The sequence below is a fragment of the Acinetobacter sp. YH12137 genome, from assembly GCF_013418535.1.
Lineage (GTDB): Bacteria > Pseudomonadota > Gammaproteobacteria > Pseudomonadales > Moraxellaceae > Acinetobacter.
Genome location: NZ_VPBW01000004.1, coordinates 1 through 21,572, shown reverse-complemented (window position 1 = coordinate 21,572; position 21,572 = coordinate 1). Strand labels below are relative to the sequence as shown.

General features: G+C 34.8%; 19 protein-coding genes and 1 pseudogene. 6 read left to right on the top strand and 14 right to left on the bottom strand.

All coding sequences use genetic code 11. The features are described 5' to 3' along the window. Window positions 1-280 precede the first annotated feature (280 nt). From FTU72_RS03340 to FTU72_RS03325, 4 genes are read left to right on the top strand one after another with little or no spacing between them, the layout of a single operon-like run. Window positions 281-1,516 carry a tyrosine-type recombinase/integrase gene (locus FTU72_RS03340; RefSeq protein ID WP_179992414.1) on the top strand — a complete coding sequence of 412 codons (1,236 nt, stop codon included), beginning with the start codon at window positions 281-283 and terminating at the stop codon, window positions 1,514-1,516. Beyond that, window positions 1,513-3,891, top strand: coding sequence for a site-specific integrase (locus tag FTU72_RS03335; protein WP_228305463.1), 2,379 nt, complete (start codon window positions 1,513-1,515; stop codon window positions 3,889-3,891). Before FTU72_RS03340 ends, FTU72_RS03335 begins: the two co-directional genes overlap by 4 nt. Next, window positions 3,891-6,002, top strand: a complete 2,112-nt coding sequence (locus tag FTU72_RS03330; RefSeq protein ID WP_180052444.1) for a site-specific integrase — start codon at window positions 3,891-3,893, stop codon at window positions 6,000-6,002. Before FTU72_RS03335 ends, FTU72_RS03330 begins: the two co-directional genes overlap by 1 nt. Further along, a complete protein-coding gene (locus FTU72_RS03325; RefSeq protein WP_180052443.1) occupies window positions 5,999-6,511 on the top strand; it encodes a hypothetical protein in 513 nt (170 codons plus the stop codon). Before FTU72_RS03330 ends, FTU72_RS03325 begins: the two co-directional genes overlap by 4 nt. 81 nt (window positions 6,512-6,592) lie before the next feature. On the opposite strand, the gene FTU72_RS03320 is transcribed toward FTU72_RS03325, so the two are convergent. From FTU72_RS03320 to FTU72_RS03265, 12 genes are all read right to left on the bottom strand, one after another. Then, on the bottom strand, window positions 6,593-7,444 hold the full coding sequence (locus FTU72_RS03320) for a thymidylate synthase (RefSeq protein WP_180052442.1): 852 nt from the start codon (window positions 7,442-7,444) through the stop codon (window positions 6,593-6,595). Window positions 7,445-7,685: 241 nt separating this feature from the next. After that, on the bottom strand, window positions 7,686-7,835 hold the full coding sequence (locus FTU72_RS03315; RefSeq protein WP_005103122.1) for a hypothetical protein: 150 nt from the start codon (window positions 7,833-7,835) through the stop codon (window positions 7,686-7,688). Between the two features lie 29 nt (window positions 7,836-7,864). Continuing rightward, window positions 7,865-8,467 (bottom strand): DUF6338 family protein, encoded by a 603-nt coding sequence (locus tag FTU72_RS03310; RefSeq protein WP_180052441.1) that lies wholly within the window; start codon window positions 8,465-8,467, stop codon window positions 7,865-7,867. 38 nt (window positions 8,468-8,505) lie between these two features. Continuing rightward, a complete protein-coding gene (locus FTU72_RS03305; RefSeq protein ID WP_005103118.1) occupies window positions 8,506-8,787 on the bottom strand; it encodes a hypothetical protein in 282 nt (93 codons plus the stop codon). Window positions 8,788-8,796: 9 nt separating this feature from the next. Continuing rightward, a complete protein-coding gene (locus tag FTU72_RS03300) occupies window positions 8,797-9,789 on the bottom strand; it encodes a caspase family protein (RefSeq protein ID WP_005103117.1) in 993 nt (330 codons plus the stop codon). Window positions 9,790-9,800: 11 nt separating this feature from the next. Then, entirely contained in the window at window positions 9,801-10,172 is a 372-nt protein-coding gene (locus FTU72_RS03295) for a TIR domain-containing protein (RefSeq protein WP_005103109.1), read from the bottom strand. Between the two features lie 14 nt (window positions 10,173-10,186). Beyond that, window positions 10,187-10,708 carry a toll/interleukin-1 receptor domain-containing protein gene (locus tag FTU72_RS03290; protein ID WP_180052440.1) on the bottom strand — a complete coding sequence of 174 codons (522 nt, stop codon included), beginning with the start codon at window positions 10,706-10,708 and terminating at the stop codon, window positions 10,187-10,189. 88 nt (window positions 10,709-10,796) lie between these two features. Beyond that, window positions 10,797-14,252, bottom strand: coding sequence for a DEAD/DEAH box helicase family protein (locus FTU72_RS03285; RefSeq protein ID WP_180052439.1), 3,456 nt, complete (start codon window positions 14,250-14,252; stop codon window positions 10,797-10,799). Window positions 14,253-14,470: 218 nt separating this feature from the next. Continuing rightward, window positions 14,471-15,640 (bottom strand): PD-(D/E)XK nuclease family protein, encoded by a 1,170-nt coding sequence (locus FTU72_RS03280; protein ID WP_180052438.1) that lies wholly within the window; start codon window positions 15,638-15,640, stop codon window positions 14,471-14,473. A gap of 163 nt (window positions 15,641-15,803) precedes the next feature. Next, window positions 15,804-16,955 (bottom strand): restriction endonuclease subunit S, encoded by a 1,152-nt coding sequence (locus tag FTU72_RS03275; protein ID WP_373685607.1) that lies wholly within the window; start codon window positions 16,953-16,955, stop codon window positions 15,804-15,806. Beyond that, window positions 16,952-18,433 (bottom strand): class I SAM-dependent DNA methyltransferase, encoded by a 1,482-nt coding sequence (locus tag FTU72_RS03270; RefSeq protein WP_180052437.1) that lies wholly within the window; start codon window positions 18,431-18,433, stop codon window positions 16,952-16,954. The genes FTU72_RS03275 and FTU72_RS03270 overlap by 4 nt, the downstream gene beginning before the upstream one ends. 85 nt (window positions 18,434-18,518) lie before the next feature. Further along, complete coding sequence (locus FTU72_RS03265; RefSeq protein ID WP_180052436.1) at window positions 18,519-19,133, bottom strand: DUF6088 family protein; 615 nt, start codon at window positions 19,131-19,133, stop codon at window positions 18,519-18,521. Window positions 19,134-19,449: 316 nt separating this feature from the next. On the opposite strand from FTU72_RS03265, the gene FTU72_RS03260 reads away from it, so the two are divergent. Next, entirely contained in the window at window positions 19,450-19,785 is a 336-nt protein-coding gene (locus tag FTU72_RS03260) for a helix-turn-helix domain-containing protein (protein WP_125279532.1), read from the top strand. Window positions 19,786-19,828: 43 nt separating this feature from the next. Here FTU72_RS03260 and FTU72_RS03255 read toward each other — a convergent pair whose 3' ends face one another. Continuing rightward, complete coding sequence (locus tag FTU72_RS03255) at window positions 19,829-20,035, bottom strand: helix-turn-helix domain-containing protein (RefSeq protein ID WP_005103069.1); 207 nt, start codon at window positions 20,033-20,035, stop codon at window positions 19,829-19,831. A 94-nt stretch (window positions 20,036-20,129) separates the two neighbouring features. On the opposite strand from FTU72_RS03255, the gene FTU72_RS03250 reads away from it, so the two are divergent. Further along, window positions 20,130-20,693 (top strand): hypothetical protein, encoded by a 564-nt coding sequence (locus tag FTU72_RS03250; RefSeq protein WP_257220239.1) that lies wholly within the window; start codon window positions 20,130-20,132, stop codon window positions 20,691-20,693. On the opposite strand, the pseudogene FTU72_RS03245 reads toward FTU72_RS03250, so the two are convergent. Then, window positions 20,644-21,572 (bottom strand): annotated as a pseudogene (locus tag FTU72_RS03245) (IS3 family transposase); the annotation flags it as partial. The gene FTU72_RS03250 and the pseudogene FTU72_RS03245 sit on opposite strands and share 50 nt — an antisense overlap.

Here is a 21,572-nt window from a genome sequence, read left to right as displayed (position 1 = left end):
AATTTTATATCCCTAAATAGTCAGAGATTATTGCTATAGTTCCATAAATATTTATTAATTATTTACATCAAAAAATTTATTAAAAAATTAAAAAAATGTCTTTTAAAATTCAAATTAATTTCAATAAGTTATTAATTATAAATATAATTATTTTAAAATCATTTAAATAAAAATACCTTGATAAGAAAAAAAAACAGCATTAAGTTAGATTTATTATCCATAAAAGTTCAATAAAAATTTGAATTTAACTTCTTATTTTCAAATGGAGGAATGACTATTTATGACCGTCCAAATTTGCATAGAAACCAAACTAGACCTGTCTAAATCACCTCTCAATAAGAAGGATAAATTAGATTTTTTAGCGAAAGAGGTACACGTGAATGGGGTGGGTGTCTTTGATGATAATGGTCGATTTTTACCTATTATTTCTCAATATCTATCTTACCAATCAAAGCATGAAAAACTTGCGACCGAGTCCATACCCACTTACGGCAAAAATCTAACTTACTTTTTGAACTATATGCGAACCCGTCCTGAATTTGATGATGATGTAAGTGATGAGGCATTTCTTACAGTACCAACATACGTAATAGAAGAATACATAACATTTTTAGAGGGGAATCAAAATTTAAAATCAACTACCGTCAGGAATCGTGATGCATGTTTATTTTTTTTCATGAAATATCTAACCACTCCAGGAGAGGATCAAACACAAATACGTAAAAATAACCCTTATAGCGACGGATATTTATCAAAAACACCAAAAAATAATCCTATGCCACCCTGTAATCCAGATGATCTTATTGTATTACTTGAATCAACAGGTTCTGAACGTGAAAGAGTTGTACTCCAATTTTTATATGATTCAGGTCTACGTCGTTCCGAACTTCCACGAGTTACTGTTGAACATATTAAAAATGCTATTTATTTTAATAGTACACAATTTATTTCATACACCTCAGACAAACCAATTTGTCCAAGTTATGTTCCATTGGAAGTTTTAGGTAGCAAAGGACGCAGAAATGAAATTAACCCTCGTTGGACTTTAATAAGCTCTGCAACAATCCAGCGTATCCTGAAATATCACGCTTCCCCACTCTATAAAAAATATGCAAGGAAGTATGCTACTCAAGCTGTAACTCCAGCTTTCCTCACTGCTCAGGGTACTGCTTATACAGCATCGAGCATCAGTAAATTGTTAGAACGTTTAAGTAAGCGCGCTATTAAGAAAGGTCGGCTTAAAAAACAAATCTCTCCGCATAAACTAAGACATGGTAGTGCTTATGCCCTATTACAATCAGAAGATTTAGGAATGGATTATCTTGACCGACTTGTAATTTTGCAAAAAAATTTGGGACATAGCCAACTAAATACTACTGAAATGTACACAAAAATCCCCCATGAAATTTACAGCACAATGTGTAACGAAGAAGGTGAGTTAGTCACAAAAGCTGAAAAAATGAAACGTATATATGAAACCACACAGTTAAAAATCAATATTACAGACAAAAAATGAAAACTAATGAACAAAAAAAAATCGGAGATGTTGAATCTACTATCGCAGAATGGGTATCAAGTGTTATCCAAAATGTAGATGCTTTGTGGCAAATACCAATTAGTCAGGCTAACACGCCTCCAAAAATAAATGTCGATGTTAACTATCTTGCATGTACTTTAGGCATTTCAAAAAACTCTGCATCTAAATACAGCAAGCTTACACATTCCATTATTAATAAAATGATTGAAGAAGAAATTTTGCTAATACCCGATGGTAGTTATGCATTAGCTGAAATAAATGCCAGGAGAAAACTCCTTAATTGGTATCGAGGACTATCTCTAGAAAATAAAAAGCAACTGCCTATTTTTGGTAATAAGATTTCACTTGGGAAAATGCCTAAAGAGCAATGTCCTATAACTAAATATCATTTAAAGTTTAGCACTGTTAAGGCTGCTTGGAATTACATTCATCAAGACCTTAAAGAAAAAGGGATAGTAGATGCTAATTATAAGACTGTTGCCGAACGAAATCATGAAAGGCAAATTTTTCAGGGTACATCTAAGGAAACCTTTAAAGGTCATTTCAATAGATTAGCTACTCTTAAACTTACTAATATTATTGACTTTCACAAACCTTCTGAAGCAGAACCATATATTCAAATAGAGCAACTATTTGCCTCACAATCTAAAACAGTGTCTTCTGAATCAGCAAAAGAAAACTATCAAGGTGCATGCAAGGAATTTATCAAATTTCTTTCAAATCTTTATGGAAATACACCTTTAATAATTGTAGAGACTTTCGATGAACATCTTCTATCTAAATTTAGAAAATACCTAGAAGATAAAATAATAAACGCAGATATTTCCAGCTCTCATGCACAGACTCTTTTAAGTGCTGTACGGAAATCATTAAAAAGGCTCACTCAAATACAAGATATAGAATATAATTTTTTCAATGCAGTTGGCTTCGATGTATATAGACAAACAGATGTAAAGAAACCATTTAATCAAAATGAACGCCTGCAAATATTAGAAGCAATCGACAAAGGTATTACTGAGTCTAGATCGATCCTAAAACCCTATAGAATTACTGGTATTGGTAAGAATCCTCTCGATCAATATGGATATCGAATTAAAGGATTATCAACTCTTAATAATGCTCGTTGGATATTTGAAAACCTACTTAATTGTGAACCTATTTTTTACAACACAGCCAAAACACGAATTCAAAAATCTTTTCTTAAAATTATTCAGGATTCAGGAAAAAAACTAGACGATATATATAGAGAGTGGGGAGTCATATCTATGATTGGAATAGATGTCCTATTACCCTACTTATTAAAATTAGCCCAAGTCACAGGTATAAATACTGAGTCTTTACTCGCTCTTGATATAGATGACTTTACACTTAAGCATCCAGCTACAGGTAGACCTTGTCTTAGATATTGGAAAGAAAGATCAGACGGAAAAAAAGACTATCATCTTGATTTAATTAAAGCCAAAATCACTTGGCTAACTCCAAGTCAAAAAGAGTCTGTAAAAAATATTTTTGATGAGGTGATTAGACTGACAAGTAACATTCGGGAAAATATTACAAGTGACACAGTCAAAAATAGGTTATTTATCTATCAATCAAATAGCAAAAAATCACACCAAAGAGTAGCTCCTTTCTTAGGACTTAATGGAAGAAATTACAAAGCTTTAGGAATCAGCATTACTCGATTTGTTAATAAATATCAGTTAAAAGGTGATCAAGACCGCCCACTAATTCTAACAATAAGTAGATTTAGACCAACTTTAGTCAGCGAATTGATTAAAGCTGATGTAAGTATGAGAGAAATTCAAGTAGTATTAGGACACTCATCTATACAAACCACTCTGAGTTATATTGACTCTTTAGACTTTAATAATATAAGTCGAGCACAGCTAGATAAAAAACTGACAGAAATACATTGCTCAACTTTGGAAGCTAAACCCCAAGAGAATCCCAAAAAGATAGAAGTTAAAAATAAGGATGAACCAGCAGTAACTTTTATAACACCTTTAGCGGCGTGCAGAAATATTTTTGATCCACCTGAATTTGTAAAAAAATTGGCCTCTTATGTCCAAGGAACTCCGTGTTCACAATATAATAAATGCTTACGTTGTGACAATGTTGTGCTTGCAGTTCATCACCTTCCTCAAATTTTTGCAATGCAGCGTGATTACAAAGCTCGTTTAGAAAACACCCAAATTATTGACACTCCCTACGGGCATATTCTTCGAGAAAATCTAGAACTCATGAATCAGATTACAGCCCCCAACTTATCTAATTTTTCCCCATTGGAGCTTGAAAACGCAAGAATTGCATCTGAATACATTGAGAACACTGTATTGATAGATGGAGTAATTTAATGAATATAGAAACTCAGCTAAATATACTGAAAAATTTTGCAGAACATCATCACAACCTGATAAATAGTCCAAGTGTAGGAAACAATCTAGAACAATGCCTACAAAAAAAATATATCGAATCTAATATATACATAAATCAGTTTATGGAAAGATCCATTTCGAAAATATCTAAATTTTCCGATTCTACTTGGGATTTTAATTCTGATTACCCAAATGCCGCACGAAATGTCCAAGGGGCAAAATTACGCATAAACTTTTCAAAATATAATGATATTCCTAGATTTATTTTAACCGAAATAAAAGTCATATTTGAGCTCGCTTTACTCAACAACACTATATTTTGGCCCCAATATAATAAGAAAACATCAGGGAAAACAAAATATGCAAAAGGTGTCCTAAAAGCCAACACATTAATTCCCATTTTTGAAAATGGTTTAACATTTATTAATGAAATATTTAAACAATTAAATTTAGAGTTTGGTTTTGAATATGTTCAAACAAAGTTTAAAACCCTAACAGCCCTCTCTCCAGCATATTACCATAAAGCGGCTAAAAACTATGAACGCATAAAAAACACTGAATTAGATAGATTTTTTGAATATTTACGAAACCCTAGCTCTATCAAATATGTATTTAATAAACCCATTGCCTATGTCGACTTAAATAATTTATGTTGGAAAAACCCTCCTAATACTCATAAAATTCAAAAAAAACAGGTGCTCCCAGATAATATATTTGAATATTTATCTAAGATGGCATCTTTCATCGTAGTCGACTTTTTAAATGCTATCGGGGATAAGTCAAAAATATCAGATATCAACTCTTTAGAACGTTTTGAAGCCAGTAAATATTCATCTTGGGCAAATAATGAGAGAGTTAATCATGAAATTCTTAACGCCTATATTGCAATGCGATTAAGGACCAAAGGGTACTCTTCAAGTTGTGTATTAGGATTAATTAAACCCTCTGACTGGATGATAAATAAAAATGGTTTGGCAGGTGGACTTACTCTACGAAAAGCCTTAAAGAGTCGCAAATACGAATTAAATAAACTTCGTGAATATTTCAATCTAGTGGCATATTCATGTCTATACTTGGTTGGTCAATATACAGGTATGAGACCATCTGAATTAGCAGAAATAAAAGTAAAAGATTGTTCATGCTTAGTACAAGATGATGGTGTTTGGTTAATTGAAAGTACTATTAAAAAACATCAACAAGAGATTAATACTGGTTTATTTGATGATCGTTGGGTAGCTATTCCAATCGTTAGAGACACTATATTAGCAGCATCTTATATCGCAAAAATCAAATCATCCCCATATCTCGTTTCTAATATGAATACTGTTCATCCTACTGGCTCAGAAAAATCTATGAGTAGTAATGGGATTAGTTATCAAATCAACGCGTTGATTAGCCAACTTTTGGGGGAATACATTGCTAATCAGATTAGTTTTAACTCCTATATGCTACGACATACTCTAACCTACCAACTATTTAGAGCCGAAGTTGGCCTACCTTTAATTTCATTTCAGCTAAAACACTTCGTGGCAGAAATTGGTAAATTTGTCTCCAAAGGTGCTACTACGTCAGTTACGTTAGGCTATGGTGAAATTGGTGAAATACTTTCAAAGGATGGTAATAGAAACAGCAAAAATTCATTGAGACATGCAGCTGAATTAGAAGCTATAAAAAATGTTTTCAATCACAATGGAACATTTTATGGAGGTAAAGCAAATGAACATAAAAAAAATTTGATCACTCTGTTTCAAGGATATATGGTAAATGGTTATACCGAAGAAGAAGTATATGAAGCACTAGCTGACCAAGGTGCTGCCGTTACTAATATTGGAAATGGTTTATGTTATGGAAATAAACAGGACGATACCGATCCAGCTTTACCATGTATTGGCTCCCTACGCTGTAACCCTATTCGATGCAAACACGCTATTGTTACTCTAAAACATGCTCCTAAATGGCGTGAAATCTATATTGTGAATAAAGCAAATCTCAATAAACCAGGATATGAGCATCTTCGTGAACAAATGTTAGCTACTATGAATGAAGCAGTAATGGTTTTAGAAAATCTTGGCGAAAAGGTTGAACTATGAAGAATCAAGCTTACGACCTTAAAAACACAGAGAATTATGAAGCAAATACCTTGAAAATTAACAATGCACTACTTCAAATTGAGCACAATCCAAAACTAAAAGCAACTATTGCACAATTATGTAAACTTACAGGAATTCATCGGAATACTATTAGAAACCGATTCGAACCTATCGAGAAACTTAAAGAAATTAAAGAGGCACGAATAAAGAAAGCAAAACAGAAAAAAGAAAAACTGGCTTTAAATAGTGCTGAGAATGAAATGTCACCAGAGAAGTTGTTAATACAAGCAAGAGCTGAACTTATCTACTGGTTTAATGAATATCAGAATATGAAAAATCAATGTGATCATTTCGAGCTTCAGTATAAAGAAATGAAACAATCCAAAGATTATTATAAAAAATTATACAAAACCGATCAAAATTTACTCTTAGAGGCTGAAAAAGAAATTAAGAAATTAAAAGAATTATTAAAATTTGAGGGTATTTATATCAGTCCTCTAAAACATTAATATGAAAATAAGATTTTCTGTTGAGATAAAGTTTTTAAACTTTTGCCCAACAGAAATATTTTTATCTTCAAATAAACTTATTTAGACTGAAAACGGATAAGCAATAGGTTCATGATATTGATAACCTTCAACTTCAAAGTCATCTAATGTCACCCATGTTTCAATATCTTCAAGCGTTTTAATTTCAGGGTTGATATGGAGTTTTGGCGCAGGATAAGGTTCACGTTTAAGCTGAACATCACGCATGAGTTCTAACTGATCCTCATAAATATGCGCATTCACAATCTTGTGATAAGCCTTTCCAGCCTTATGTCCTGTAATTTGAGCCATCAGAGCTAACAGAGTAAAAACCTGAATTTGGTTAAAATTTTGGCCCAATGGTACATCACATGACCGTTGTGCTGACGTTAAGTAAAGTGTATCCCCTACCAAAGAGAAAGTATGAGTATGCATACAAGGTCGTAGGCAACCCATATCAAACTCCCCTGGGTTATAGAAAGTCAGAATTTCACCACGATCATCAATACCTTTTCGTAAGTCATCATAGATCTTACGAAGCTGGTCAAACTCTTTACCTTCAGAGTTACGCCAATGGCGTCCTTGGACTCCGTATACTCGCCCCATATCGTCTTCACCTTTACGATAAGGGTTAGCTAACCACGCTCCATTTTCGTTAGCATTTGCATTCCAAGTATTACAGCCAATGGCTCGGAACTGAGCAGCATTGTCATATCCACGCAAGTAGCCTAATAGCTCAGCAATAGCTGCCTTCCAGTAACTTTTTCGAGTCGTAACTAAGGGGAATTCATTCGCCCCTACGTGGTACTCTAAATCAGCATTAATAACGGTTAAACAACGCTTTCCAGTTCGCTCATTTTCAACCCATACGCCTTCATCAACTATGCGTTGACACAAATCTAGATATTGCTTCATTTAACTACCTTAGCTCTATAGACAAAAATCGATCTGATAACTATTAGGTTAACTACCCTTCTCAGATAGACATAGCTCAATTTCTACTCTGAGATTACTTGCCGACCTAAACTAACTTTCAAATCCAAGTCATCCAAAATATTTACACTGTATTATAGAGTTTCGAGACTCAATTGCACAAATGAGTAGATTGAGCTGTTGTGCTAAATAACTAATACCGACAATACATAAACCTAAAAAATTATATTTTTTTGGGTGGTTTAGAAATATCTTGTATAGGTGGTGGAGTATAACCAGCCGTTCTATCTGTATTATTGGCCGTGGTTGGTTTCGAAGGCTGAGGAGTATATCCCCGTCGATTTAAATTATCAGGATTTTTGGTATTGCTCATTTCAAGTACTCCTATTATATAAAATTGGACTAAGATGCTTGATAATCATCTTCAAAAAATTCTATTGTTTTTATATCTTTAGATAGTATGATTATTCCCGAAGATGCATGATGTTTACGATCAAATCCTCCCTCACTATTTGGTTCCCAACATTCATCTAAATAAATTTGAGGTTCTGATGGATAACTAGATACAAAAGAGTTAGGACCATATCTTCCATATATTTTTGTACCATCCGTTAAAACTACAATGGCCCAGCAGGCCGTTCTTTTGCTAAAAACATAGTCCCAAGGTAAAGATACAGGATGGGGCATTGTTTTTTGAAGCCATTGTGATGTTCTTAATTTATACCAGATTAACGCTAATATAATAGGACTTAAAAAAAGCAGATAAAAATAAAATAAACCGTATAAAAATGAATTACTTGAGGACAAATTTGATTTTTCAATCCAAAAAATAAAACCAAAATTAAATCCGTAAATCAAACAACTATAAGTTAAAGAATCCAAAATTTTCTGATTAAATTCAGATATCTGGCTAGGACATATGAGATTATAAACTCTCATACAGATAAATCCAGGCAAAATAAATGCAATAAAAAATGCTAGCTTATTTTCATCAATTAATTCCATTTAATACACTCTAAAACATAAATTCTGGATTCATAAAACTATTTATTTTGATCAGATAAGAATGGAATTAATAAATAAAAATACTTCTGCACTTGCTCTCTATCACTTTCTTTTTCATCCTCTGTCAATTCCTCATATCCGGTATTAATTTGCTTATTCCATCTTTCTACCAATTCTGCGGGAATTGTTAATGAACCATTCTCATTCTTAAGACATTTAGAATGTAAATAACTTTGCCAATGAGCCCAACGTTCATGCTCGATAGCAGCAAGTTTTTCTATTAACTCTTTATATTGTTCCGATGAATCATCTTGGCTCATAGTATGACCTTAAAGGAGTCCATTTTTTACTAGTTTCCAGTAATGTTGCCCTAATACAGTAAGTTCACAACTTTGAAAATTCATCGCTGCATGCCACATATGTGGAGCTCCAACTGGTCGAACTAAATTCACCTTAACAAATCTTTGTAGCTTAGCAAATTTTTCTGTATTTTCTGAGTTAGGTGGAGGTATGTTTGGATCCTGTATTTGTTCTTGAGAGCGTTCAGGCTCAAAAGATGGGTCTAAAGGAAATTGATAATCTGCACTAGTAAAAAGTTGAGTTAGAGCTTGTAAGTCAGCTAATTCAATGGGTGGTACTGCCTTTCTTAATGATACGAAAGTTTTGACGTTCGTTTTAAATACGGGTCTCTGTGCCCAAGGACCAAGTGATTGATCAATATGCGCATAAATACTCCCTGGCGTAACATCACCAACTAGATTTGCTGCTGCTCCATTTAACGCATCAACAAATAATGTTGTAAATACTCCTGCACCACCACCTTCAACTTCCATAGCATATTGTTCCGCAGTTGAAGCTGTCAGAATTGTTGTTCCTTCCTTTAAATCTGCGAAGCATGAATTTCCTGAGCTACTTCCAGTTACTCCACTATGACAACTATCTAAAATGATTACTCTATTCTTAGCTTTTGATTGATTCGCTAAAACCATGATTTCATGTAGAGCTAGGCCATCATCTCCAGTCTGACAATCTCCTGCACAAAGATATCCTCCTGTATCTTCAATGTAACCATGACCAGCGAAGTACAAAAGAGCTATGTCTGAATCATCCTTAAATAGCTCTCTAATAGCTTCTTTTAAAGAGTACTTATTTATTACATCCGAACTGCTAGTGCTAGTCATTAAACGAGGATTTGCAAAGTTAATTGTGCCATCTGCATGCCTTTCGAGTGTATTCTTTACTGCATGAGCATCGTTAACACAACCACTTAAATGGGATAGCTTGCTGTAATAATCAATTCCTACTATGAGCGCTTTACGCATGATTATCTCGCTTACAGTGAATCAATAAATGAACTAATGTTAATATCACTCCAAGGCTTAACAGTAATCCCCGTAATAACAGTTCTGTCAGTAGAGTAGGCCCATATTCCAAGAATAGGCTTACCTTCTTCTTTAGCACATTGAATTTCCCATTTTTGCCCACTTGAGCTTAGAGAGTTTTTACTTACAAGAACAATTATGCCATTTGATCTTTTAATTCTTGTACGAACTCTCTGTTTCCATTCAGTATCATATGGAGTTTTTACAGACATATCTATAAATTCAAATGGAGCTCTTGGATGAAGAGACTGCCCTTTCAAAAAATCTCGTTGACGTTCATCTTCAATTGCAAAAGCTACAAAAACTACTTTTTTATCAGTCATATTAATACTCTTTTTTAAAGCATGGCTTTAAGGTTGTTATGAAACTCATCTGCCCCTTTCTTAGTGAGAGTACCAAATAGATTAGAATCTCTATTGATACTATCCAAAAGGACATTATTTCGATTATCTTGCTTATATTGAAAGATAAAATTTTCAACATCTTTTTCATTCAGTAATACAGGCCACTTATGAAGATATTCTGGCAAAAAGCTCTTAAATATATGCATATTAACTCTAGTTAAAGAGTACTCATTAGTGTTATAGGCAAATGAACAAATTCTTCGATTAATAATACTTGCTTCCCCAATTTCAAAAGGAACCCACCATGACCCTTTAGTATTTGGTGAAATAATTGCTATCAAATGTGTGCATCGCTTAATATTTTTCGTGATCACTTCTGTGATATTAGATGTATTATTAATAGATTCTTCATCAATAACATCTAGATAAAAATCAATATTATTTAGTTGAAGTTTTTTTGCAATTTTTAAAGCAACTTCCCTGTCATTAGCTCGATAACTAATAAATACTGGCACACCCCCTCCTTATACAATAAAATTTAAGAGCTAAAATGATTGTAAATATTTCAAATAATATTTCATAAGTAAATATTTTTTATGAATTTTATGCTACTGCACTCTCATTAAACGCTTCAACAACTCCAAATATGTTGTCAGCATCTGCATCACCGAACAAACCATCAATCCCTTCATAGTGGATTTGATTAAATGGCGGTTCATAAAGTTGTGATGCCTCTAAAGTTCCCCGAATGGTCAAATGATCAATCACCATTTCTATGAATCGAATTTGCTTTTCGTTATAAGTTGAACCTTGCAAATACTTAGAGAACGCCTGTTGAACCGCTTGACGATCTAAACCAACGAGAGAACGAATGAAAAGTGGTAATGGCTTATCCGTACCAAAGCATTCCTCAAACTTTTCTTTACTCTCAACTTCCTGAGCTTCAAAAACGAATCGTTCAAGCTCATTTAAATCCATTGGTGTTAGAGCTAGGCCGCGTTTCAACTTGGCAATAGTAATGTGATCTTCATGAGCTTTGATAAAGCTCTCAACTCGTTTTCGGTATTGAGCAATGTTTACACCACTTGAAACCACGGGGATATCAACTTCAGTCGCTTCACCAATCTCATCATCCAACATTGAGTAGACAATCGTTGATGTAGATTTCTCAATCAGCTTCACCAAGCCTCGGATACGTTTACGCATCGACTCTAGCATTGGAACTGTGATGCCTTCCCAATAGGTTTCAGTTTGTATCTCTTGAATTAGATTAATCTGTGCTGCCACCACAGGAATGTTTACTTTAGTTTCCAGCTTAGACGCAATTTCGATGACTTTGTTTGCGTAATTAGCTGCAGCCTTGTTGTTCTTATTTAACATGGCAAGTTCAATGTTATAGCAGAGCATGTCAAACAGTTTAGCTTCTAGTGCTTCAGACTCTAGCTCATTTGGAAGTTTAGAAACATGCTCTGTTAATGTACCAATAGCTAGGTCATCTAAACTGTCCCACGCTTCGTCTTTCTGAAAATGCTCTACATACTCCAATTCAGATTTCACAATGAAGTTGTCCTTATTCATGGACTTCACTTCAGTTTGCAATCCTTGAAGGATTTCTTTCCGCACTACGTTCAACTCATCTGCTTGTTGTTCTACTTTAGAATCAGATGTGTTCAGCAAACTTAGGATATTTAATCGAGCCTTAAACAAGCGTTGACCCAATGGTTCTGTAGTAGATACAGGGGCACCATCTGGGTTCTCATTGAAGTATTCAAAGTTAGAACAATAATCGAAAATATAGAATTCTGTTTTGTCATGCTCTGGAGCAAATAAGTCCTTACACAAGCGAGTACCACGCCCGATCATCTGCATAAATTTTACTTTTGAGCGTACAGCTTTAAAGAACACGAGGTTAACTACTTCTGGAACATCAATCCCTGTATCCAGCATGTCTACGGAAATGGCGATTTGTGGATCAGCTAGTTCTTTCTTACTAAAACTATCAATTAAACTCTGTGCATACTTGGTCGAGTGTGTGATCACACGGGCAAACTTACCATCATAGTGCGGATAGTTTTTATCGAAGCGTTCTGCAATGAAGTTGGCATGATTCTGATTGACTGCAAAGATGATGGTTTTACCCAACATATCACCACCTTCAACCTTGATGCCGTTTTCCATCAAGTGTTGTAGCATCTTGTCTACCGTACCTGTATTAAATAGTTCCTTATTGATCTTGGATGCCGTCACCTCATCAGGTGCATCACCACCGTCCCAATCTAGTTCATCCCAATGCAGTTTTTCTTCTTCTGAAAGCTCACTATATTTCACACCTTCACGCATAAATTTAAGCGGTACAGAATACGCTTTAGGTGGTACAAGATAGCCATCAACAATTGCTTGGTCTAGATCGTAATAATCGGTAGGAACGCCACTTTCCAAGCCAAATAAAGTATATGTATCACGATCAACTTCATCTCGTGGCGTAGCAGTCAAACCTACAAGTAGACTGTCAAAGTATTTAAAAATCTCGCCAAACTTTTGATACACACTACGGTGGGCTTCATCGACAATGATTAAGTCAAACATGCCTGTACCGTATTTACGTGTGCCATCGGCATTCACTTCATCAATCAAGCCCATCATGGTCTGATAGGTAGAAAGATAAACTCGTCCATTCTGAGTTTTACTCTCCACCAAGTTCACAGGTGCAGAATCAGGTAAGTTAGCTTTAAAAGCATTCGTAGCCTGTACCACTAATGAAGTACGGTCAGCAAGGAATAAGACTTTCTGCACGACATTAGCTTTCATTAGCACATCGACCAGAGCAATTGAAGTACGGGTTTTACCTGTTCCTGTTGCCATGATAAGTAAGGCAGCACGTTCCTTACGTTGAAACGCTGCAAGTGTGGCTTTAATGGCACGAGTTTGGTAGTAACGCTCTACAATACTGGTGTTGATTGGGAAACTACTGAGATCAGGATTGTTTTTACGCCTTTCAATCAGGCGTTTCAGTTCAGCTTGGGTATAGAAGCCATGTACCAAACGAGGTGGACCACCTTGTACATCATTCCAGATACGGGTGCGATAGCCATTGCTATAAAAAATAACAGGGCGTTGTCCTGTTTGCTTCTCTAAACAGTCTGCATAGAGTTTTGCTTGTTGTTGTCCTACTTCAGGATCAACCGATGTACGTTTAGCTTCTACTAATGCCAAAGGTAAGCCGTTCGCATCATATAAGACATAATCAACAGACCCTTTACCTGATGTACTTGGCATACCTGTAACAGGTACTTCTTCTCGTACAGTAACACCAATTTCCCAACCTGCTTCTTCAAGTAACAGGTCAATCTTAAGCTTTCGTGTTTCGCTTTCTTTGTAATCTGTATGATCAGGAATCTTACTATTGGCTAATTTCGCCTGTTCAACTTGCTGGCGTTTCTTCGCAATTTCAGCATCAATATCTGCAAGATACTTTTCACGTTCCTCTAGACTTGCTGACAGCTCCAGTAGTTTTTGCTCACGCTCACGTAGAGCTTTATGCAACACCGCAAATTCTTTTTCTTTAGCTTCTGCCTGCTTCTGTAATTGCTCCTGATTTGCAGTTCGAGGCTGAGCGTTATCTGCATTAGGAATCAGCTTAGGGTTAAATAGATTAGGCTGAGAACGATCTTTGCTTGGAGAACCATAGGTCCGTTCAAACCAAACATAGATCAGGAACAGATGACTAATGTGTTTAACGGTTTCTTCAGTCGTTAGTTGTTTGAATTTTTTCCCATGTACCGCACTGTTGCCCACCATGCGGATGTTATCCATCTTGTCCCAAATGTAGGGTGGGATAATTTCCTTAAACTTTACATCGGTGATCAGGCTATATAGGGAGGGATCATAGGGTTGAGTGAGCTTCTTATCATATTGATACAGCCAGAAGACAAGGTTTTCTAATGAGTTTCGGGCAAACATTAGAGAAGCTTGAGGGGAAATATACACAAGCTTTTCAGCTTCCTTCGCTGTGAGCGCCAGCTTGCTAAAGTCAGGCTCTAAAAACTGAAAGTTGCTCATGTATCCCTCAAAAAAAAATTATTTTAAATATTCGTTATTTCAATACTATAACTTATATTAACTTACTGATTTAATAATTGATTATCTAAAGTATTAGATTAAATTTCAATTAATATAAAAAATACTAAAGAACTATCTATCTTTTCTAGACACAATTTATTGGCAATAAAGGACTTATAAAATCTGTTTAACTTTTATGGCATAAAAAAATCGAAATTTTAATAACTTTCCATACCACATTGAGACAAAATTTGTTTGATGATAGGTGTAGCTTTGTTCACAAAGTCCTCAACGGAGATAGATTCACCTTCTTCAAGTAGTAATATGTCATTGTGATCATCTTGTTCCTGAAAAGAAATCTTTTTACTTTTTAGTAATGTTTGTAAGTCAATTGAATCTTGCTTATTCATATTCTTGCCTTTAAAACGACGACACCACAAATTTGTAAATGAAGTACTTGCATAAACTTCAAATTCAATTTTGTAGTCATATTTTTGGGATTCTAATGTTTTACTATTTAATGAACCTCCAATTGAAGATAAATCGCCCTCATATTTATTAAATTCGGCATCATCGGGGAAAATATCTAGTTTATAATCCCTTAACATTACAATTATTTCACGTACTTTTTGTTCGTAATACTGATAAACAGATTCCTTATTCGCTTCATCTTCAATGCTTTCTAAAATTTTACTATTTTTACGATAAAAATTAACGACTTCCATTTGCATTTTCGAATACTCAGAATATGGATTAAATTTTTCTATAGCAGAAATATAGTCAATTAAATAGGTTAGATAATATTGATCTGCCTGCAATGTTTTTTGCCCAAGTCCTTTTAATATCTGTTTGGACAAATCAAAGTGTTTAATGACAATAAAATTCTCAGGTTTAGTTTCAGGCTCTTGAATCACCAATAGAATAAAAAGTAATTTTTTATTTTTAGGATTATTTACTTGTGCATGTGAGACATAATCAGAAAAGGGATTATTATTTGCATGGTGTTTGATTTTATTTTCAATAACGATGATGTGGTCGTTCGTTTCAACCCAAAAATCAAGACGTCCCCCTTGTTCAATTCTTTTTTCAAGAATGACATTTTGTGTATGTATCTGGTATGGAAAGCTCTCACCTATAACATCAAACAGCGCACTAATAACAAGATCGTTTAACTTATGCTCTTCTTGAGTATTTAAAAAGAAAGCCAGTGTCTTAGAGCTTACACTTTCTAAATGACTTACCCCCATAATGTCGATAAAGGACTTACGTTGTCCTTTATTAAATGGAAGCTTTTTAAAAGCTTCCATAGCTTTTTCAGCTTGGTAAATATTAAAAGGATTCAATAATTCTTTTTCCGTGTCTATTGGAATCAGTATCTTTTCATTCATCTACTCATTCCTATTAGAGATTAAGTCATGGCTATTTATGTTTATTAAAGCGCTTTTAGGGCTATATACACGAGCTTTTCAGCTTCCTTTGGAATTGGTCCTCACTTGCTAAACTCAGGCTCTAAAAACTGAAAGCTGCTCATGTATACACCCCAAAATAATTTTATAAATTACCGCTAAATGCTTGATTTTGCAATGATATAAATAAGTTTTCAACCAACTTACTAGAGCTTTCATGTTTTGTCTTTAATACTTCAATTTCATTGATTTTTTTCTGAAATTCTTCTTGCAATGAGATTGGCGGTATTGGTATTTGCATTGCTTTCATTTTAATACCAGTCAAATGTGCAATAGTAGCAACAGTTATATGGTCATCAAACCCACCATTTTTTGCATAGAACCAAAATAACCACACAAAATATTCGGGGAGTATTTGTGCTGTATTTAAACGTACTCGATGTAAAGCTTTTTGAAAAAAACAATTTTCTAAGTCATTTTTCCATATAGCAGCACGACCAGGTTCACCGCCTTCACAAACTAAAATATCACCAAATTTTAATTCACAATTTTTTCTATCTTTTTCGTTAAACTCCATCTCAAGCAAATCTGATAAATCGAATTTAAACCATTTAACATTGGCATTTCTTAAATATTTATATTGATCTTTTTCAGAAGATTGCTTTTTCTTGTCAAGCATTTTCCCAAGTTTTGATTCACTTACTTCACCCACAGATTTTAAATCCCACCCCTTAGGATTACTAACAGGATCACCAAACATATCAATAAATGTAGCTTGTAAAAGTTGATCTAATTTTTCAATCGCTTGCTGACGTTTTTGACGTAATTTATCCGCTTTATCTAGAATAGAAGCAATTCGGCGCTGTTCTGAAATTGATGGAAGAGGAATCAGTATTTCTGAAGCTCCACCTTTCGTTAATTTTCCTCTAGTCGTACCTGTAATCCAAGGAGTTAAATCATAGTTTTCAAGTACTCTACATAAATAATTTAAATCCACACCTTCTTTGGGTTTAATCACATGAGCATGATTATTTACCCACGTTTTACCTGTAATTTTGTAAGCAACACCTCTATTAGGATTATCAAAATGACCTCCATCTTCAGCAAGAAGAATTAAATCTTCATCAAATAAATAATCGTTAATCCACCCTTGTAAACCATTAGCCCCATAATATGGATATGGCCCAATTAGTCGATCACTTTCTTTGACTGGTTTACGTCTAGAATCTAAAAAATCAGCTATATCACCCAGTTTCTTAATTGGATAGATATTTCTTAAAGAGTTTCTACTAATCACTTAAGTAACTCCTTAAGCTCATTCATTCTTTCCAGGATATCCTGCTCAAGCTGCTCTAAATCAGCTAAAATCTTGTTTGGTGCTTCATATTCAACTTGCTCATATACCACTTCCTTATAGCGGTTAATCGACAAGTCATAGCCATTGGCAGCAATATCAGCCTTATCGACCAAGAAACTTTGTTCAGTCGCTTTGCGATCAGACTCAGCTTCCAAATTTTTAAAACGGGCAATGATGTCAGGAATATTGTTATTTTCATGCTTTGAATCATCTAACTCATTACGCTTATCATCAAGCGAGTAGCCATCTGCCTGCATATCATAGAACCAGACCTTATCTGTACCGCCAGATTCAGTTTTGGTGAAAATTAGAATAGCAGTCGAAACACCTGCGTATGGCTTAAACACACCTGAAGGCATTGAAATAATTGCTTCAAGCTTTTGCTCTTCTACAATCTTTTTACGCAAATCTTTATGTGCTTTGGATGAACCAAATAAAACACCATCAGGCACAATCACCGCAGCACGACCACCAGTTTTAAGCAAACGTAGGAACAAAGCTAAGAATAGCAATTCAGTCTTTTTGGTTTTAACAATATCCTGAATATTTTTAGCACAGCTTTCATAATCCAAGCTACCTGCAAATGGTGGATTGGCAAGAATTAGACTAAACTGACTTTCAATATGTGAGTGATTTTGGCTCAAAGAATCACGGTTTTCAATGCTTGGATTTTCTACACCATGCAGCATCATATTCATCGAACCAATACGAAGCATGGTGCTGTCGAAGTCATAACCAAAGAAAGTTTCTTCACTAAAGCGTTTAGCTGCTTCAGGATTGGCAAAAATCTCAGTGCTGTGATGTTGGTTTAAGTATTCACTGGCTGCAACGAGAAAACCTGCTGTACCACATGCAGGGTCACAGATAGTATCAGTAGGCTTTGGCTGCATCAGCTCAACAATCATCTTGATGATATGGCGAGGTGTACGGAACTGACCGTTCTGACCTGCTGATGCAATCTTACCGAGCATGTACTCGTAAATATCACCTTTAGTATCTTTATCATCCATTGGCACTTCAGCCAATAGATCAACCACTTTGGTTAAAAGTGCAGGCGTAGGAATGGTAAAACGAGCATCCCTCATATGATGACTATAGGTAGTGTCATCTTCATTACCCAAGTTCTTAATGAATGTAAAAACTGGTCCACTAATAGTGTCATACAACTGTGCAGGATTGCCCAAAGTAATAAATTTAGACCAGCGCAAATGGTCTTGTTCTGGCCGGAAAATTGGTTTTTCTACAGTAGTTTTTAGGCGGTTGGCTTTCTTTTCTTTTGCAATCTGAATTTCATCGAGTCGGCGAATAAACAGCAGATAAGTCATTTGTTCCATGACTTCTAGAGGATTGGAAATACCACCACTCCAAAAAGAGTTCCAAATCTGGTCAATTTTGCTTTTAATTTCGCCTGTAATCACACTGATGACTCTCAAATTTCTTTGAGGGTATTGTGGTAGATTTCAATATGAAAAGCTATGGATAAGGAATGCAAAAAATCTAGGCTTAAAAATAGGACTTTGTCTTCTGCTCATCTAATAAATTATGCAACCATGCCGGCAAAGAAGACTGAGAAAGTAATATCCACTCTTCAGATGTAAGTGTCTTTTCAAGCTTTCTAACCATATTTAAATCAACAATCTTTTTTCCCAAAAAGAGTAATGCTGATATGGCCATTCCTACGCGGCTATCGAAGGGATGTTGGAAAAATCTATTGTTTTTAGTATGCAGCAATCTTACCTGAGTGCCGCCAATCTTAAATTCACGAGAGTAACCTGAAGTATAAAACACATCCATTACTGGAACCTGAGTGCTTAATTCAAGACGATTTGCAGCCATCCCCCCATGAACCTGGATGAATTCACCATTTTTTTCAGCAATCACTTTAACTACATCATAAATATTAGGGCTCAGGTATCGCCCCTTTAACATAATGTTGGGCTCAGGTTTGTAATAAACACCATGCTGAATACGATTAATCACGCCTTGCGCATTTAAACGATGGAGCTCCAGATAAACCACTTCAGTCTTTCCATACTGTTCAAACTCGTCCACAGAAAAGACATACCCAAGGCGAAATCCTTTTACCCGTTCCTGAACTGCTTTTGCAATATCTGACATAGAAGCCCCAAACAGACTATATAAAAGGTGGTTGAAACCATCAGGTAACTACACAACGTATGCCTTCAACTACCATGTTCGATTTTATGTATTTCTTCTACATTATTAGATTAAACAAAATTTAAGTAAATTAAGATTTTTACTAAAATAATTTGGATGTGGGGTGTGCTATTAAGTGCAATATCTTGCACTTAATCCTATAAAAATCTTTGTTAAGTACAGATTTTGGCACTTAACGTCAACTTCAATGATATTTGGCGATTCCGTGTAGAAAGAATATCTTTAAGTTAATTTATTAATAGTTCAAATTTTAAAAATGAAATTTTATAAAAGTGATAATCCCTCCTACATTGCCGAAGTAATTGGGCTACGGTTAAAGCGAGCACGATTAAACCGAGACATGACACAAGTAGAAGTCGCAGACAGGGCGTGGGTTTCAAAAAGGACAGTGCTAAAAGCAGAGAAAGGAAATGTTCGACTGGCTGATCTGATAGCTATTCTTCAAGCTTTGGAAATGTTAGATGAGATTGATTCATTTCTACCCGAGTCTCCTTTATCTCCTATAGAGCTCTTAAAACTAAGAGGAAAAATAAGGAAAAGAGCTTCAGGCAATAATAAAAATAAAATAGATACACCTAATTTAGGTTGGTAGTTTTTAAAATTAGATTGGATTTCTAGTTTATATTTGAATGAAACTAGGGAATCAAATCTTTGGCTGGAATTTGCATAGCTGATGCTATTTCATATAGTTTTTCTACTGTGATATTGACCTCACCACGTTCAATACGTCCCATATAACTACGATCAATTCCACATTGCAATGCGAGTGATTCTTGAGTGATATTTTTCTCTTTTCTTTTGTTGCGGATTGAACAACCAATTACTTTTGATAATTCTGACATTTGGAACAAACTGCTCAAAAAAAAGAAATATCACTAATTGAGGACTAAACATCCACGGACTATAATCCTCTTTTACTTTCTAAAGGTTTCCAAAATGATGAAGTTTAATATTCCATTGGCTGACCAATTTCTTGAAATAATAAAAAATTATGAAATTGAGGATTGGGAAGCCAAATGTTTTTGGGAGATTATTAGACAATCAGATCAGTTGGATTCATCCAATGTTAAAAGCTTACGAGAAGATATGTATGCAGCTATAAAATTATTATCGAAAAATGACTACTTGGTTGCTCAAAGATCGCTATTTAAGAAAAAATCTTACTTATATAGTGAAACTCAAAAAATAAAAGAATTGAGAAAACAGTTGATCAACAATGAAGAAAAAAATCCATTAAATATTCAAAAAAATCAACTAAACAAAGAGTTAAAATTTCTAATAAAACAGGCTGAATTCATTGATGAATTAAGTTTATCTTACCCAGAATTATGCAGTTCAATTAAAAAATATAAAGAAGAGATTGTTTCTCAAATTGATTTTTGCAAAGTGAAAATTAAAACAATAGAAATGATGTGTGCTGAATTAGCAGGAGACTTTCACTTGGGAGATTCTAGGCAGCTAACCGATAAAAGTCTTCTGCCATTTGATTTGGTGTCTTAAAATCCAAGCCTTTTTGAATTCTTCGCTGATTATAAAATAACTCTATATATTTTGTAATATCCGCTTTGGCTTCTTCCCTTGTTTTGTAGTTGCGATGATGGACTAGTTCATTTTTGAGTATGCCCCAGAAACTCTCTATCGGTGCATTATCAAAGCAGTCGCCTTTTTTGCTCATTGAACCCTGAAAATCAAATTTCTCAAGTAAGTTTCGATATTCATTACTGCAATATTGGCTGCCTCTATCTGAATGTACAATGAGATCTTTAGCAGGTTTCTGATTGCGAATAGCCATATTCAATGCATCACAAACAAGCTTGGCTGTCATGCGCTCATTTAAGCTATAGCCAACAACCTGTTTCGTGTAAAGATCTTTGACAGCTGCCAAGTACAACCAGCCCTCAGCCGTCCAAATGTAGGTAATGTCACTCGACCACGCAAGATTAGGCTTCGTCATTGAAAACTGTTGCTTGAGTAAATTGTCATAAATAGAACGGTTGTGATCACTGTTCGTGGTTCTTTTGAAACGCTTATGGCGCTTACAATACAACTGATTTGATTTTTTTATTTGGCGCACAGCATACGTACTTATTTTGATACCTTGCGCTTGTAAATGCTTGGTTAATCGAACATAGCCATAGCTTTGTTTGGTTTCTTCATGGGCTATTTTGACCAAAATTGTCTGCTGATTTCGCTGAATTGATCTTTTACTCATGCCTCGCTTTAGCCAATCATAAAAGCGAGAAACGGATACACGAAGTAATCGAGCCATTAAAATAATCGGAAATAAGTGGCTTTGCGATTTCATATAGGCGTACCTCACTGACTTTCTTTGGCAAAGTACGCTGCTGCCTTTTTTAAAAATTCACGTTCCATTTCAGC